The following is a 14,813-nucleotide window of genomic DNA, read 5'->3' on the forward strand; positions in this document are numbered from 1 at the left end:
TCAATACTGTTCTCGCTTGGTGTAACGATAAGGCCCTAAAATTGCTCCCCAGGTTGCTTTTCCAGTATCGGAGTCAATTCCTTTATCGTAGCTGTTAAATTCTGCTGCTGTGGCTTCAAATCCTAAAGCAACTTGGACAATCTGGTTCAGATAAGTAAAGCAGCAACGAGTATTTGGCGGTTGAGTAGCAGTAAATTTAGAGCTATTTGCAGCTATTGTTTGTTGGGTAACTGTGAGGATGCAGCCTGGTAGTAAATCTAGTTGATCCACCGTCAATCTTTTGAGCAAAGCCGGATTACGACCTGCACCACGTAAAGCACTGGGATCTTTGAGCATATAGTATTGTAGCTGCAAGGGTGCATCAGCGCCGCCCCCCGACATCAACCGCATAATTCGCTGGCGATAAGGTTGGTCTAAGTTGACAATGTTAGCTTGCTCGGCAAACAAGGTGATACTGTCTTCTGTAAATAGATCAACTGGTCTGTGCCAAAGATGTAGATGCACAAACCAAGCTGAATCTGCTAGAGCTTGTTCTCGATTATCGAATTTACCAGCTAGGTACTCACCTAAAGCAATTAAATTTGGCGAAAAACTCATAAATGACACTGATCGGAAACCTGAACTTGGCAAAGTAACCTTTAAGCGACAAAATATAATAACGTCGCCCTTAACATTCTTAACATTTTATTTGTGAATAACGTCCGTACTGTCTCAGATACAAAGCGAGCTTTTTACTCCCTTCACACCCGGCCAATTAACACAATTTATCGTCGGGTGGTAGAAGAGTTGATGGTAGAAATGCATCTACTATCAGTCAATAGCGGTTTTTCCTACAATCCAATTTATGCCTTGGGTGTCGTTACAAGCTTTGACCGCTTTATGCAAGGCTACCTACCAGAACAGGATCAGGAATCGATTTTCCAAGCCTTATGTCAGGCTGTAGAGCAAGAACCGCAACGCTACCGAGAGGATGCTAAACGGCTGCAAGCTTTAGCGAAAGACCTCCCAGTCAATGATTTAATTGCGTGGTTAAGCCAAACCACTCATTTAGATCGAGACCCTGACTTGCAAGCACAACTGCAAGCGATCGCGCACAATTCTGAGTTTAAATACAGCCGCTTATTTGCAGTTGGTTTATTCACCTTGTTAGAACAGTCCGATCCGGAATTAGTCAAGGATGAAAAGCAACGCACTGAGGCCTTAAAAACCATTGCTGCTGGCTTACACCTATCTGATGAAAAACTCAACAAGGATTTGGAGCTATACAGTTCCAATCTGGAAAAGATGGCTCAAGCGCTCGTAGTTATGGCCGATATGCTCTCTGCTGATCGCAAAAAGCGCGAACAGCGTCAACAACAAACAACTACCCCAGTTGTTCCCCCATCTGAATAATTCTTAATTGATAACTCGTAATTCGTAATTGTTATCGACGGAAAAAAGTTGATTTTTTCCATAAATAGATTGAGGACTTGTAACCTGAATTAATTACGAATTACGAACTACAAATTAGTAATTATTTACACGCCTAACAATTTGTAGATGAGGCTGTTGACGATAGTCAGGGCAAAAGCCCCCAGTACAGCACTCCAGATGCCAAAACGTAAGCGAAACCCCTCGACTAACCAAGCGGCGATACTAAAACACACAACGGCAATCATAAATGTGAAAATGCCGGATAACAAGTCAAAGGTAAGTAAGTTTGGTACTGTAAATATGAGGCTTAAAATGGGTCTTACTACTGCTGTGACAATACCGAGAACTGCCGCCGACAAAAAGGCTTTTCGGGGAGAGTCAACTTCCACTCCCAAGGGCAGCTTACTAATAATCAACAAGCTGATAGATGTTACTACCCAAACAATTAAAAGCGTCACAATATTCATGCCACAACCCTTGAAAAGCGAACGGTGATTGGCGCTAAATTACTAAGTCTGACGAGCAAGAAATTTTTGAAGCTTAACCAATTATTTATAAATTAACAGCTATTTTTAGCTAAACAATATTTATTCCGTATATCTTTAGGTTTAGCTGAAATCAGTTATCAGTTATCAGTTATCAGTTATCAGTTATCAGTTATCATTAGAAGACAAAACAAGGGGAATTTTTATCTCCCCTTGTTCATCCATATCACCTTGAAGGGGCAGGAGTTGTTTCAGGTGCTACAGGCACTTGAGGTGCTGCTTCGTTGGGCAGAACTGGAGACACCATATCGGGATTAACTCCCGGAACTGGTGCTGGTAATCCTCCTGGACTCATGGGAAAATTAGGTGGATTAAATGAGTTATTAGGTAGTTGAGTTGGGCCTGGTATAATTCCCAAAGACACGCGATCGCCACCCACTTGCCGCATCAAGTCTAATATTTCCACCACATCATTATAGGTTGCTGTTCGTGATGCATTGAGTACCAAAGTGCCACTGGGGTTGGCTTGGAGATATTGGCTTAAGTTTTGTGCTAACTGATCTCGTTGTACAGGCTGTTTTTCTATGTAAAGATTACCTACAGCATCAATAGTGACAATTTGAGTGGCACTCTGTGAAGTGACACCACCAGCCAATGTACTTGTAGCAGCTTTGGGCAAATCAATATTAATTGCCTGTTGTCGAGTAAATTGTAAAGCTGCCAACAAAAAGAACGTCAGGATACAAAAAACGACATCAATTAAGGGGAGAATTTGAATTTGTGTTTCTTCAATGGGAGTATGCAAATTAACTTTCATCGTTTCACCATTACGCCTGCTTCGGGTGTGGAATGCTTAACTATTGCTCAGGATCTACAGATTCTAATGAATCAGGTGTATTTGGGGGTTCGGGAGGTTTAGGAAAGGGTTTTTTCTCTCGCTTGCGGGGAGGAGTCACACTTTCTGGTATAGATTCCTCCACGATGACTGAGGCAATTTTGTCATAGTCAGGCGGAGACTGACGATATAACAACTCCATCTCATTTCCCGCCTTGCGAAAAATTTTCACTTGGTCAACGACAAAACTTTGAAATAGGCGATAAAATACCAAACTGATAATCGCAACGATCAACCCAGTAGCGGTACTGATTAAAGATTCACCAATACCAGTAGTCACACCAGCTGTAGATTCAGTTCCCAAATCGCCAATGCGAATTGAGCGCAAAGATTGGATTAAACCCAAAACCGTACCCAGCAATCCCAACAGAGGTGAGAGGGCGATAACGGCTTCTAAAAGTTTTTCCCCCCGGCGCATTCCCGCTAATTCATCTTCGGCGGTGGACTCCAGTGCGAGTCGAAAGGTTTCGGGATCACGTTTCGGGTAGCTTAACGGGGCATAGAGAAACCTTCCAATCGGCTGATGGCGCGCCTTTCTGGCAATATCCGCCGCGATTTCCCAACTATCTTGGGCTGCATTCAGGACACGTTCCACTATTTCCTTTTCTTGAGTCATGATTCGTAACCAGAACCACAGACGCTCGAAAATCACGCTGATAGACAGAACGGACAACACAAACAAGGGCCACATCGCTGGGCCGCCCTTTTCAAACAAATCTAAAATATCCACTGGTTAGGTTTCCTCCCTCCATTTCTACAGCAACAATCCCTAAGCATTTTAATTCTCAAGATTAATGTATAATTACCATATTCCTGTACAAAATCGTCGAGCAGATATTTGGTATTTGACGACGGAGAATTATGTGGATGCGGTTTCTGTTGAATAAGAGTTTTAACGCAAAGGTACGCGGAGGTTAGCGCAGAGGTACGCAAAGAAGAATCTTGCTCTGCGCTCCTTTGCGTTTACCTTTGCGCTCCTTTGCGTTTAAATCTCTTTGACAAATTCTGTTAAGAATCTAAAGGCTTTTAATATATAACTCACGCAATCTTGAGGTGAGGTATTATAAAAGGAACCCCAGGCTGAGGCTTTGTCTTCATCATAGCGATCGCCTCTTTCGGGATGGTGTTCTAACCATGCTAATCTGACTGCATGGCCAATTAATACGTCTAATACTATATATTCTTCTATTTGTAGGCTGGGGTTATTTGCGACAATTGTGGCTAATTCCATTAAGGCTTCAATGTTGACTTTCCGGTATTCTGGAGCTTCAATTTTATTCAGTAAATGCTCAATTCTCAGGGCAAAGTTCTTTTCGCCGGCTGTCATTTCTGATAACATTAGCTCACTATCTAAACGATTGCGGCGCTCTAGTTTATCGCCAATCACAATCCCTTTACAATGTTTCATTAATAGCCAAACCTGCTGGAAGAAGTCTTTGGGGACGCGGTTTAATGCTCCCTCGGCTTGGCGAAATCTTCGCCAACCACCAAGGGGAACTGTAGTTTCTTCTTTTTCAGTCGCTAGCACTACCCAAGCAATATCAGTTTCTTTTTGCTTAACGTGGAGTGATTCCTGTTGGCGTAATAATTTACTGATACCTGTGTAACCTGTTAATACTTGATGTAAGCGCATTTTCACTTCAAATGGTGAAAGTTCCATCAAGCGTTCATAGGCTTCATCTTGAGTGACACCTAACTCTTGTGCTAATTCACTGGTAATTAATAATATCAGATAGCCAACTCTCAGAGTTAGTAACCCTTGAAATAGTTCAGGTTCTGATCGCATTAAGACCCCAAGATAAATGATAATCTCTTGTGTGAGGACGCGATCGCGGATATCTTCACGACAAAAATTATTAATTTTCTCAGTAATTTCCATGTGGGGCATAGGTACAGAAATCAGGGATGATTTACTGTAAGCTCTACCCACAGCAATTTGCTTACCCCTGACTAAAATACTCGTCACTGTATCTGACAAGCTGATATCAACCATTTGTCTTAATCCAGCCGCCCGACGTACCACCGCCCAAATGCCTAAATCGCCGGCTTTAGTATAGACTTCATCCAGTAAATCGGCTGCTGTTACAGGACGTTGTGGACCACCAAAACCTGTATCAAATGTTAGCCCCTGCAAACGAATTAAAGTTTGTAATAACTCAATTTGTTCATAGATATTTTCCGATGAACGCAAAGAAGAAAGTAATAATCCCAAGTTAGTTTCGCATTCCATCTGGAATTCTTGGGTATGTCCTAAACGCCAGTTTTCCCCAGGATGATAAGCCAGGTAATAGCAACGAGGCCCGGCGTTTTGCATCGGTGCTTGGGAGAAGTCCGCATCTGGGAGAAAATCAATCTTTTGCATCTTGGCTGTCAGCATTAGTTGATTTAGTCGCCCCAATTTTACCTGTACACCGTTACACACACCATCTTTAAGTTCTTGCATCAGTTCTAATAACGCCTCAGAACCGATTTCTAACATGGTATGGGTTAACATTAAAGTTAGGGTAGGACGACCCAAATCAAGCCAATAATCTTGAATATAAGCCAGTTCACTTCTAATTTGGTCGAGTAGAAAGTGGTAATCAAGGGTTAAATAAAACTGTTGCGAATCCAAAAACGAAGGTAAAAAGACAATTGTCTCATTGTGAATCCGAAAAAATCGAGATGTGGTCAAACTCCGCAACCGCCGCACTGGACGACCAGTTAAACCCAGTTTGTTGTTACGTCCAATTTGAGTATAAATAGCGGAAAGTTCGCCAGCTTTTCTAACTTGAATCGGTTCTACTTGCTGGGGTGTTTGAGCTTCAATTCCATAAACTTCTAATTTTTTTTGTAACTCTTCATCCTCAGCTATCAAAGCAATTTGTACTAAAGCCTCGCGTTTTCTCCCCCCAGACAAATGTCTTCCTAACGGGTCAATATCCCCAACTGCGATTAATTCTTCATTTAATAGCTGACCGAGAAAATATAAACTTTGCGCCCAGACTAAAGGAACATTTTCGTTAGGTACGCGAGTTTGACTTTGGGGCGTTAACCTTTCAGCTTCTACATGGTCATCTAACACATAATAAAGTTCTGGTAATAAACCTATGCCATCACGTTCAATTAGTAATGACTCCAAACGTTCTTGGTAATTTTTAGCTTGCTGGCTGTCACCACGAAATAACCCATCTAAAAATAAATAAGTGAAAAATAAAGGCCATTCACATTCAATATGCTCGAATTGCTTCAGTTCCCCAGGTTCGTAATGTAAGCGTTTGCCATCTTCTAAAACCGTTTGGTGTCCATCACGTAAGAAGCGTTTGCAACCGTATTTCCCTTGGAGTTTATGAATAATATCATTAAATGTGCGGTCGCGTAGTTGCACATCTTCAATTGCAAAAGCTGGATAACTAATAATACTCAATAGTGCAGCATCAATTTCTTTAGAAGCTGATTCTCTGGGTAACAAAGATTCTAAAGTAATGCGGGCGCGGGCGATTTCATCGGGTAAAACATGAATTACTGAGGCTTGACTACCACGCACACCAAACAAATCTAGTCCATTAATAGCTTCTAAAGCGGCTTTAGCCATACCTACTGAACTAGCATTTAACTCCGCACTACCATGATTAATTTTATTACCTCGTTCCCAAATGCCATAATCTGGTGTCCGGTAAGCCCGTCCAATATAGTAAACCAAGTTCTGCACAAAATTTACTTCATCAATCGTATAAATAATTTGCAATCCTGAAGCGGTCATTTGTGCCAGCATCAACAAAAATATAGATGTAGCATCAAGTTGTAAATGTCCCCATTCGTCATCACCCACTACAATATCGGCGGTAGCGGTGTTGTATTTGGCGTGTAACCCATCCAGGGGGGACTGAGTATGTTTAAATTGTTCTACTTTATGGGACTGACGCAACATCGCAAATAGTAGCCCCCGCATCAGCTTGGTGACACTATGCTCTAGTTCATAGGTGCGTCCCTTATCTTCGTCAATCTTACGATAGGCCAGGGCTAAACCCCAAACTCCCAAAATGCTGTAAACGTTATCTCGTACCCAAGCATCTGTATAATCACCGTGGGGGGTTATTGCGGTACTCGCAGGAAGCAAACCAGTGATGGGATTCTGACGCGTTAGAATGATTGTCTTGATTTGCTGGTAATAATGTTCCAATCGAGCTTGCAATTCGGTGACTGTTTTCATAATTTTATTTGGGGAAACTGGCGAAATTAGAATGGGTAAGAGAAGATTTATTTAACCGCAGATAAACACAGATGAACACAGATGAATATTTAATTAATATAGGACTTACGCAAGAACTCTCTGAAACCCTCTTAACTTAGTGTCCTTTGTGTCCTTCGTGGTATGCGCTTCGCGCACGCTTTGCGAACGTTTTTTCATAATTTTCCGCAAGTCCTGTTAACAAAGGAGGAAATTTTATATTCCCCTTTTGAATTTTGAATTGTTTATTGTGGGTATTCGTGAGAAACAAACGGTATTTCTACAACTTCGCCTTCAGTTTCTCCTACTTGAACTTTTAAACCAACACCACCAGCTTTGCTGCGAATGTAACCTAGTCCAAAATGACCGTTAGCTGTTTCAGTATAACTGGTAAGTTTACCAACTTTTTCATCTCCAACTGTAATCGCACTGCCAACTTCCACAGGTGCATTCAGCCGGATACCCCAGAGGTACTGTTTTACACCTTTATATGTATTTAACCTGGCGATGGTTTCTTGACCGATGTAGCAGCCTTTATTAAAAGAAATCGTTTGCCATAAACCCACTTCTAAGGGATTGTAATCATCTGTAAGTTCCGCATCTGGCGCTGGCCTGCCTTGTAAAATACGTAACATATCCCAGGCGCGATCGCTCAATTCTACCGCCCCTAATTCTAAAATCTGCTGCCATAGTTGCGCTTTTTCGGAATTGGGCAAAATCAGCGTATATCCAGGTTCAGCCAAGCCGCTACCCACCGCTACCATTACCCCGTCAACTTGTTGATGACTACCATAGGGTTTACCAATAATTGCCCCAGCACCCAGTTTTTCAACTATTGCATCACTTTTTGCACCAATGAGGCTGAAGGTTGATGTTTCATTTGTTATATCTTGCAGTTGCACTTTATCAGCATAAAAGATGTAGCGATCCAGCCATTGAAAAAGAGCTTCACGACGGCTAGGGGAAGTCAGCAACAGCACTGCATCCTCTAAAACATAGGCGCTCACTAAGTCAATGGTGCGGGCGGTGGATGACACCATCACGGTATCACAGCCTTGTCCGGGCTTGAGACTTTGGAAATCGTTTGTGCTTTGATTGTGTAAAAACCGCAGATGGTCATCATCAGAAACACGGATGCGTCCCCAGTGAGAGCGATCGCATACAGCAACCCCTTCTGTTGCGGCTTCGATAGCTGCTGCGTCTTTAGCGTCAGTTGCAGATGTTGGCATAGTGATGAAGAGTTGCCCTGTTTGATGTTCAAAAATTTTTTCTTAGGAAATCTTAGCATATTCAGCTTTTCAGTTTCAAACCTGAATAAAAAGACACAAAAACCTATATTATTAATGTCTAGTTTATGATTCACTCATCATGGTATCTCAACATGACAGTTACGATACAGAAAATCAAATGCTGGCCGGGGAAAAGATGCAGCAAATGGTTTTTTGCTCGTTAATAACCCAATCAATCATCTACGTAGCCGCTAAATTAGGGATTGCTGATTTACTCAAAGATGGCGCTAAAAGTTGTCAAGAATTAGCGCAATCTACAGAGGCTGATCCCGATTCACTATACAGAGTCATGCGGGCTTTGTGTAGTATTGGTATTTTTACGGAAATAGAAAACCGTTGTTTTCAGCTAACACCCATGGCAGAATATCTCCGCAGTGATGTTCCTGGTTCCCTACGGGCAATGGCCATAATGTACGGTTGTGAAAGCTGGCGTTGGCAACCCTGGGGAAACATTCTCTACTCGGTCAAAACTGGCAAACAGGCTTTTGATCATGTTTTTGGAATGCCCATATTTTCCTATTTGGCTCAACAACCAGAAGCAGGAGCTATATTTGATGCCTGCATGACAAGCTTTACTAGCTCATATATCAATAGTCTCATATCTAGTTACGACTTTTCATCAATCCACACCTTAATTGATGTTGGTGGTGGAAATGGTACTCTGATGGCTGCCATTCTCCAAAAATATCCCACTGTTAAAGGTGTAGTTTACGAACAAGAGCAAGTAGCTGAGGGAGCCAAAAAATATCTAGAAGCAAGGGAATTAGATGGACGTTGGCAAGTAATGGCTGGTAACTTCTTTGCCAACGTACCGAGTGGTGGTGATGCTTACATCATGAAACATATCATTCATGACTGGGACGATGAAAGCTGTATCAAAATTCTCCAAAACTGCCGTAATGTTATGCCAGATAACGGCAAAGTTCTAGTTGTAGAAAATGTGATTGGCAATATTAACGAACCTTCTCCGGATAAGTTCCTTGACCTGGAAATGTTAATCATGACTTCTGGGGGGCGTGAACGCACTGCAACAGAGTTTCAAGAACTTTTTGCTGCTGCTGGGTTACAACTTACTAATATTATTCCTACTGGTTCCCAGGTGAGCGTCCTGGAATGTGTCAAAGGTTGACTCTCATTTGATTTACACCCCAGAGACTAATAACAATGTGCATTATTTTGCTGTACACAGCATTCCTTGGGGTTAAATTAGGGTGCTGTGGTTTTTTTCACAAATACAGCCCGATACACTGGTTCACCTTTGTTCTGAGTTCCTATTTCCCGTTCTGTTGGTACTGGTAAAGGGTTTTCTGTTAACCATTCTGCTGTACCCACCCGTTCAAAAGCGGGATTTTCGGCAAAGCGCGATCGCATTTCGGTAGCCACAAACTCAATATCTGATTGCAAAAACACAATTCCCCCAGGGGCTAGATAATCAGCTAATTCTGTGACTAATTGCGGTTGTACTACCCGGCGTTTAGCATGGCGAGTTTTAAACCAAGGATCGGGAAATTGAATACTGACACGCTGTAAAGTGCCTGTAGGTAGAGACGATAACAGCGACTTCAAGGAATTATTCACATTACAAAACAAATAATGCAGATTTGTTAAACCCAACTCACCACGTAACTGATTCGCCTCCACTACCAACGGTTCCCGAATTTCCAAACCCAGAAAATTCCAGTTCGTTTCTATCTGCGCCATTTTCACCAAAAACCTGCCCTTAGCGCAACCAATATCTAGATGTAGTGGTTGGTTTAGCTGTGGATAAACTTTTTCCCATTCTAGAGAATTTGCTGGCGTTTGATACTTTTTAGCCAGTGGGTTTACGTGTTGGCGGACTCGGACTACTGCCAAAATTGATACTTCTCCTTTCCTTCAAAAAACGAGCGCAGATCAACGCTCGTAATATTCATAGTATTACTTTCTGTTAGGGACTTCCAAATAAAAAAATACGAAATCACCTAACGCAAAAAAGCTCCCAAACCCTTATTCCTCTGTTTCCTCTGCGCCTCTGCGGTTCGTTAATCCGGATAATTTATTTCGAGTAAGTCCCTTATCAGCCTGGTGCTTGCTCTGCTTTGGCTTGTAATTGATCAATTTTTGCACCCAATTCACTGAATCGAGCTTCCATGCTTTCTTGATACGCTGTTTTATCTTCCATTTTGCTGTTTCCTGTATTTTCAGGGTTTGAACTCACCGTTTCGGTTACTAGCATAGATTATTGTTGATATCTTTGCTTTATTCCTGAGCAATGTTTAAATTTAAAGTATCAAGGTAGCTATAAAACCGAAATAACACTGAAAAATCCAACAAGAACAAATGGAAGTAATTTATCTCGAATTATCAGATGTTCAATCTCAAAAATTTGATGAATTGACCATTAATAACGCAGAATTTAGCATTCGTTATGGTCGCATTGGCACTCAAGGACAAACCTCTACTAAGACTTATGATACACCAGAAAAAGCCCAGTATTAAAATTACTGAAGAACTTGCAGAACTCAGTGAAGAATTTAATCAATGGATTTCAGATTATGACTATGAACATGATACGCACATGAGACGAGACAAGCTAGGGGGATATGTAGATTTCCATTCTAATGTGAATGAGATTGCAGAATACGCCGAAGGAAAGTTACTATTGGAATTTTCTCATCCTTTTAATAGTGATGATTCTTTCTACTTTTTTATCGAAGATGCTCGGTTAAGTAACCGTGATTTTAGTGAAGTCGAATTTTATTTTGTGTGTGATTAAGCTGATTGGAGTAAGAAATAGCTTCAAAAATAAATTTAAAAATCTTTTTTTCTAGGCAAAAATAAAAATTACCGTAATTTAATTTAGATAAAATACAGACTTATCTGTGTTGATGTGACGTTTGTGCTGAGATATTTATCTGCCTCATAAACCTGCGATACGCTGTATGTGTGAAATTAGAAAAAAAATAATATTAAGAGATATTTAAGGTTAGCGAATTTGATTATAAAAAAGCTGAGTGATGGTATTACGCAAGATTTCCAAGCAAGCAAGGGTTATACTTTGTGTAAAAGAGTTTTTTTAGCTTGTTTGTAACATTATCCTATAAATCAATGGCTCCAAATTTTCGTTTTGCCGTAGTTAGCGACCTACATATAGCTCTTCCCCATACTATTTGGGATCATCCTAGTCGATTTCATCTGGTGGAGGTGAGTATACCAGCTTTTGAAAGTGCAATAGAACATTTAACACAACTTAATTTAGATTTTCTCTTGCTTCCAGGAGACCTAACTCAGCACAGTGAACCGGAAAATCATCTGTGGTTACAAGAAAGATTAGCGAAGCTACCTTTTCCCACCTATGTTGTTCCTGGTAATCATGACGTTCCTGTGGTGATAGCAAATGAGCAATCAATTGGGTTTGCCGATTTTCCCCACTATTACCGCAAGTTTGGTTACGAAAATCCCCAGCAACTTTACTATACACATCAATTGCTGCCTGGAGTCCGGCTAATTGGTCTAAATTCTAACTTTTTTAATGAAGATGGTGAGCAAGTAGGGCGTTTGGATGCTGAACAACTCAAATGGTTAGAAGAGGTACTAGCCGCAGCAGGTGATGAATTAGTACTGGTCATGGTACATCACAATGTCGTTGAGCATCTGCCGGAACAATCGCGCCATCCCCTAGGTAAGCGCTATATGTTAGAAAATTCTGCCCAACTGTTAGAGATTCTCCGGCGTTATGGAGTCAAGCTGGTATTTACAGGACATTTACACATTCAGGATGTGGCTTGCTCACAAGGGGTTTATGACATCACTACTGGTTCTTTAGTTAGTTATCCTCACCCTTATCGTGTGTTTGAGTTTCAACAGGATAATTACGGTAGAGAGTGGTTACAAATTTTATCACATCGTGTAGAAACAGTAGCTGATTTTCCCAACCTGCAACATTTCTCACGCCAGTGGATGGGCGATCGCTCTTTCCCCTTCCTGGTTAAACTATTAACTCAGTACCCCTTAAACCTACCATTGGCAGATGCAGAAAACTTAGCTATTGGTCTGCGGGACTTTTGGGCAAATATTGCCGATGGGGATGCTTTATTAGACTATCCCCATTTTCCCCCAGCAGTGCGTCGCCATATTCAGACCTATGGTGCGATCGCCAGTGGGATTCCTACCCTCATTGATAACAATAGCACTCTTCTGTTAGGGAGTGGTCCGTGGTCCGTGGTCCGTGGTGAGTAGGGAGTGGTCCGTGGTCCGTGGTCCGTGGTCCGTGGGGGGAAAGAAAGTTACAATGCCTACTCAGCAGTCATTTGACGGCAAATGCCAAAAACTGAGGTGTAGCCATGTACAAAGGTACTACCACCAACAGGGCCGATTTCGCCATTACAGAAAAAACCACCTATGGGGATATCGTGAATGTAGCGCCGAAATAACTCCGAATCAAAATTGGGCTTGCCGTAAAGACCTTGACCACGACCCACACAGGAAAACATGAAAGCCGCAGCCGCAGAGGGTTGGGAACCTTGTTGATTTTGATAGCGTTCTAGAAGTAATTCTAGGTCTTCGGCTGAGGCTTCGGCATCACGCAGTTGGAATTGTAGGCGTTGACCAGGACGAGCAACATCTCCAATGGCGATCGCTCCCACCGATGGATCTACCCCCAAGATGTTGCGAATTAAAAAATCTCCCTGTTGTAAAGACAGCTTAAATTGATCCATCACTATACCTACAAACAGAGACTGCTGCGCTAGCATCCGTTCTTCTTCACTCAGGCTACTAATCAAATCGCGTAACACCACTAGCGGCACTTTTTCATCTAGTTCCAGAATGATATTACGTTCAGCTTTTGTGACTTGCATCGGCTGGCCGATGGGTCTGCATCCTTGAGCCACAATAGTTTCTAGAACAATATTGCCACTCAACGCCAAGCCTACGGTTCCCTCACGATACAGGCCTTGGTGCAGACCGCCTTCAGGATCATGACAAAACAAAGATATCTGACTACTTGAACCGCCAGAACTAGCCTGTCCCCCGATGACCACCGAGCCAGGGTAGGCAAAATCCAGCCCCTGCAATAAATCATTGATTCTCGAAGAAAAAGCACTAGACAGCAAAATGAACTGAGGCGCTGGAGATGGTTCCACACCAAGCACATCTATCCAAGCATCTGGTGAACTGTCCAAATCTGGTAATTCTTCGGACAGAACATGAAAAACTTGTATATTCACACCCGGCAGATACCCCAAGGTAAGGCTGATAGCGGGTTGTGACTCTAATTCTTGAGGTTCTCCTGTAGCTGTAGTCCCAATTACACCACCACCACTACAGCCAATCATTACAGGTACCGCAAGTTTTTCAGCTAGCAAGGGTAAAAGCCGGGAATACTCACTCGCAAAAGCAGACGAAATGAATACCAGCCCTAAATCAGCAGGTACTGTTAAGGACGAGACAGCCTGTTCTACTACATCTGTAACAGCTGCTTCTAAAGAAGGACGGGTTGATAGGGCATTTGCCCACTGCATTTGGTCTGCCATGAATTTTGGGCTAATTTTTTTGTTAATCTAGTAGTATTTTAAGTTTGCCCCTAAGTAGGTAAACAAAAAAAATTAAAGGTGTGTAAAGATAAGTAAATACGGAAAAACATATATTAGGGTGATGTAAATATGGGGTCAAGGTTAAGGATATTCCTGACAAAAAAACAAGATAGAGAGTTGTTTGACCTGAGAACAGCGAAAGTACCGCAGAAAGTAAAAGATAGAGCTGAAGTAATCAGATTAAATGCAGATGGTTGGTATGTGGAAAAAATAGCGGCTCACTTTGATTGGGGAGAGCAAACAGTAAGAGTCGTGTTGAATAAGTGGGAAAAAGAAGGAATAGAAGGACTCCATGAGTTACCAGGTCGAGGGAGAAAGCCAAAATTGGTGGAAGCTGACATTGAATATTTAGAAAAATGCTTGAAAGAAGAAGCACAAACTTATAACAGTAAGCAATTAGCAGAAAAACTGGATAAAGAGCGTGGGATAAAAGTAAGTACCAACACAATCAGACGGGGACTAAAAAAAAAGGGGTGATTTGGAAGCGGATAAGAATAAGTCATCAAGCAAAACAAGATCCAGTGACTCGTGCAAATAAACAAGCAGATATGGATATGTTAGAACTGGCTGCGGCTAGTGGAGAAATAGACCTAAAATATTTGGATGAATCAGGATTTTCAGCTTGGAGTGATTCAGGTTATACATACTATCAAAAAGGAGAACAAAAAAAGCTCGAACAAACAAAAAGACGTGGACGCAGAATCAGTATTATTGGGCTATTTCAGCCATTAATTAGCTTTATTTATGGTCTAGTAATTGGAGGAGTTAAGCGCAGTTCTTACATCAAAATGATGGAACAAGAGGCGCAAGAAGCATCTGAAAGTAAACGAATGAGAGTCATAGTTCAAGATAATGGACCAATACATTGTTGTAAAGAAGTTCAGGCATTATGGACAAAGTGGGAACAAATGGGTTTATATATGTTTTTCCTTCCTAAATATTGCTCGG

At 41.7% G+C, this 14,813-nt stretch carries 16 protein-coding genes; 7 read left to right on the forward strand and 9 right to left on the reverse strand.

Annotated elements, in window-relative coordinates; genetic code table 11:
• Positions 1–597, reverse strand: coding sequence for a chromophore lyase CpcT/CpeT (locus tag NSP_RS15920; protein ID WP_006196163.1), 597 nt, complete (start codon positions 595–597; stop codon positions 1–3).
• Between the two features lie 93 nt (positions 598–690).
• Between NSP_RS15920 and psb29 the strand changes: the two genes are divergently transcribed.
• Positions 691–1,392, forward strand: coding sequence for a photosystem II biogenesis protein Psp29 (gene psb29, locus NSP_RS15925; RefSeq protein WP_042202107.1), 702 nt, complete (start codon positions 691–693; stop codon positions 1,390–1,392).
• A gap of 125 nt (positions 1,393–1,517) precedes the next feature.
• Here psb29 and NSP_RS15930 read toward each other — a convergent pair whose 3' ends face one another.
• The 5 genes from NSP_RS15930 to ygfZ all read right to left on the reverse strand — a co-directional run bounded on the left by NSP_RS15930 (position 1,518) and on the right by ygfZ (position 8,232).
• Positions 1,518–1,880, reverse strand: coding sequence for a phage holin family protein (locus NSP_RS15930; RefSeq protein ID WP_006196165.1), 363 nt, complete (start codon positions 1,878–1,880; stop codon positions 1,518–1,520).
• 244 nt (positions 1,881–2,124) lie between these two features.
• Positions 2,125–2,715, reverse strand: a complete 591-nt coding sequence (locus NSP_RS15935) for an ExbD/TolR family protein (RefSeq protein ID WP_006196166.1) — start codon at positions 2,713–2,715, stop codon at positions 2,125–2,127.
• 40 nt (positions 2,716–2,755) lie between these two features.
• Positions 2,756–3,523: a MotA/TolQ/ExbB proton channel family protein gene (locus NSP_RS15940; protein ID WP_006196167.1), complete on the reverse strand. Its 768-nt coding sequence runs from the start codon at positions 3,521–3,523 to the stop codon at positions 2,756–2,758.
• Positions 3,524–3,778: 255 nt separating this feature from the next.
• Positions 3,779–6,985, reverse strand: a complete 3,207-nt coding sequence (locus NSP_RS15945; protein ID WP_006196169.1) for a glycoside hydrolase family 15 protein — start codon at positions 6,983–6,985, stop codon at positions 3,779–3,781.
• Positions 6,986–7,248: 263 nt separating this feature from the next.
• Positions 7,249–8,232: a CAF17-like 4Fe-4S cluster assembly/insertion protein YgfZ gene (ygfZ, locus tag NSP_RS15950; protein ID WP_006196170.1), complete on the reverse strand. Its 984-nt coding sequence runs from the start codon at positions 8,230–8,232 to the stop codon at positions 7,249–7,251.
• Between the two features lie 139 nt (positions 8,233–8,371).
• Here ygfZ and NSP_RS15955 point away from each other — a divergent pair, with 139 nt between their 5' ends.
• Complete coding sequence (locus NSP_RS15955) at positions 8,372–9,421, forward strand: methyltransferase (RefSeq protein WP_006196171.1); 1,050 nt, start codon at positions 8,372–8,374, stop codon at positions 9,419–9,421.
• Positions 9,422–9,498: 77 nt separating this feature from the next.
• Here NSP_RS15955 and trmB read toward each other — a convergent pair whose 3' ends face one another.
• Positions 9,499–10,146 carry a tRNA (guanosine(46)-N7)-methyltransferase TrmB gene (trmB, locus tag NSP_RS15960; RefSeq protein WP_006196172.1) on the reverse strand — a complete coding sequence of 216 codons (648 nt, stop codon included), beginning with the start codon at positions 10,144–10,146 and terminating at the stop codon, positions 9,499–9,501.
• Between the two features lie 202 nt (positions 10,147–10,348).
• Positions 10,349–10,507: a hypothetical protein gene (locus tag NSP_RS26350; protein WP_006196173.1), complete on the reverse strand. Its 159-nt coding sequence runs from the start codon at positions 10,505–10,507 to the stop codon at positions 10,349–10,351.
• Between the two features lie 104 nt (positions 10,508–10,611).
• Here NSP_RS26350 and NSP_RS24325 point away from each other — a divergent pair, with 104 nt between their 5' ends.
• The 3 genes from NSP_RS24325 (at position 10,612) to NSP_RS15970 (ending at position 12,510) form a co-directional block, all read left to right on the forward strand.
• On the forward strand, positions 10,612–10,770 hold the full coding sequence (locus NSP_RS24325; RefSeq protein ID WP_006196174.1) for a WGR domain-containing protein: 159 nt from the start codon (positions 10,612–10,614) through the stop codon (positions 10,768–10,770).
• A complete protein-coding gene (locus tag NSP_RS15965) occupies positions 10,742–11,047 on the forward strand; it encodes a YwqG family protein (RefSeq protein WP_006196175.1) in 306 nt (101 codons plus the stop codon). Before NSP_RS24325 ends, NSP_RS15965 begins: the two co-directional genes overlap by 29 nt.
• 332 nt (positions 11,048–11,379) lie before the next feature.
• On the forward strand, positions 11,380–12,510 hold the full coding sequence (locus NSP_RS15970) for a metallophosphoesterase family protein (RefSeq protein ID WP_006196176.1): 1,131 nt from the start codon (positions 11,380–11,382) through the stop codon (positions 12,508–12,510).
• Between the two features lie 56 nt (positions 12,511–12,566).
• Here the strand turns inward: NSP_RS15970 and NSP_RS15975 are convergent, their stop codons facing one another.
• Positions 12,567–13,805: an FIST signal transduction protein gene (locus tag NSP_RS15975; RefSeq protein WP_006196177.1), complete on the reverse strand. Its 1,239-nt coding sequence runs from the start codon at positions 13,803–13,805 to the stop codon at positions 12,567–12,569.
• A gap of 129 nt (positions 13,806–13,934) precedes the next feature.
• On the opposite strand from NSP_RS15975, the gene NSP_RS15980 reads away from it, so the two are divergent.
• Both NSP_RS15980 and NSP_RS15985 read left to right on the forward strand, forming a co-directional pair.
• Positions 13,935–14,342: a helix-turn-helix domain-containing protein gene (locus NSP_RS15980; RefSeq protein WP_006196046.1), complete on the forward strand. Its 408-nt coding sequence runs from the start codon at positions 13,935–13,937 to the stop codon at positions 14,340–14,342.
• Positions 14,343–14,386: 44 nt separating this feature from the next.
• A partial coding sequence (locus NSP_RS15985; RefSeq protein ID WP_173403292.1) for a transposase occupies positions 14,387–14,813 on the forward strand: 427 nt, incomplete at its 3' end.

The organism is Nodularia spumigena CCY9414, assembly GCF_000340565.2.
Lineage (GTDB): Bacteria > Cyanobacteriota > Cyanobacteriia > Cyanobacteriales > Nostocaceae > Nodularia > Nodularia spumigena.

What these genes read in the sequence shown, in the direction of transcription:
- NSP_RS26350 (WP_006196173.1), bottom strand. Translation starts at nt 10,507, where the DNA reads ATGCTAGTAACCGAAACGGTGAGTTCAAACCCTGAAAATACAGGAAAC.
- NSP_RS15975 (WP_006196177.1), bottom strand. Translation starts at nt 13,805, where the DNA reads ATGGCAGACCAAATGCAGTGGGCAAATGCCCTATCAACCCGTCCTTCT.
- NSP_RS15935 (WP_006196166.1), bottom strand. Translation starts at nt 2,715, where the DNA reads ATGAAAGTTAATTTGCATACTCCCATTGAAGAAACACAAATTCAAATT.
- NSP_RS15955 (WP_006196171.1), top strand. Translation starts at nt 8,372, where the DNA reads ATGGTATCTCAACATGACAGTTACGATACAGAAAATCAAATGCTGGCC.
- NSP_RS15980 (WP_006196046.1), top strand. Translation starts at nt 13,935, where the DNA reads ATGGGGTCAAGGTTAAGGATATTCCTGACAAAAAAACAAGATAGAGAG.
- NSP_RS15965 (WP_006196175.1), top strand. Translation starts at nt 10,742, where the DNA reads ATGATACACCAGAAAAAGCCCAGTATTAAAATTACTGAAGAACTTGCA.
- NSP_RS24325 (WP_006196174.1), top strand. Translation starts at nt 10,612, where the DNA reads ATGGAAGTAATTTATCTCGAATTATCAGATGTTCAATCTCAAAAATTT.
- ygfZ (WP_006196170.1), bottom strand. Translation starts at nt 8,232, where the DNA reads ATGCCAACATCTGCAACTGACGCTAAAGACGCAGCAGCTATCGAAGCC.
- NSP_RS15920 (WP_006196163.1), bottom strand. Translation starts at nt 597, where the DNA reads ATGAGTTTTTCGCCAAATTTAATTGCTTTAGGTGAGTACCTAGCTGGT.
- NSP_RS15930 (WP_006196165.1), bottom strand. Translation starts at nt 1,880, where the DNA reads ATGAATATTGTGACGCTTTTAATTGTTTGGGTAGTAACATCTATCAGC.
- NSP_RS15945 (WP_006196169.1), bottom strand. Translation starts at nt 6,985, where the DNA reads ATGAAAACAGTCACCGAATTGCAAGCTCGATTGGAACATTATTACCAG.
- NSP_RS15970 (WP_006196176.1), top strand. Translation starts at nt 11,380, where the DNA reads ATGGCTCCAAATTTTCGTTTTGCCGTAGTTAGCGACCTACATATAGCT.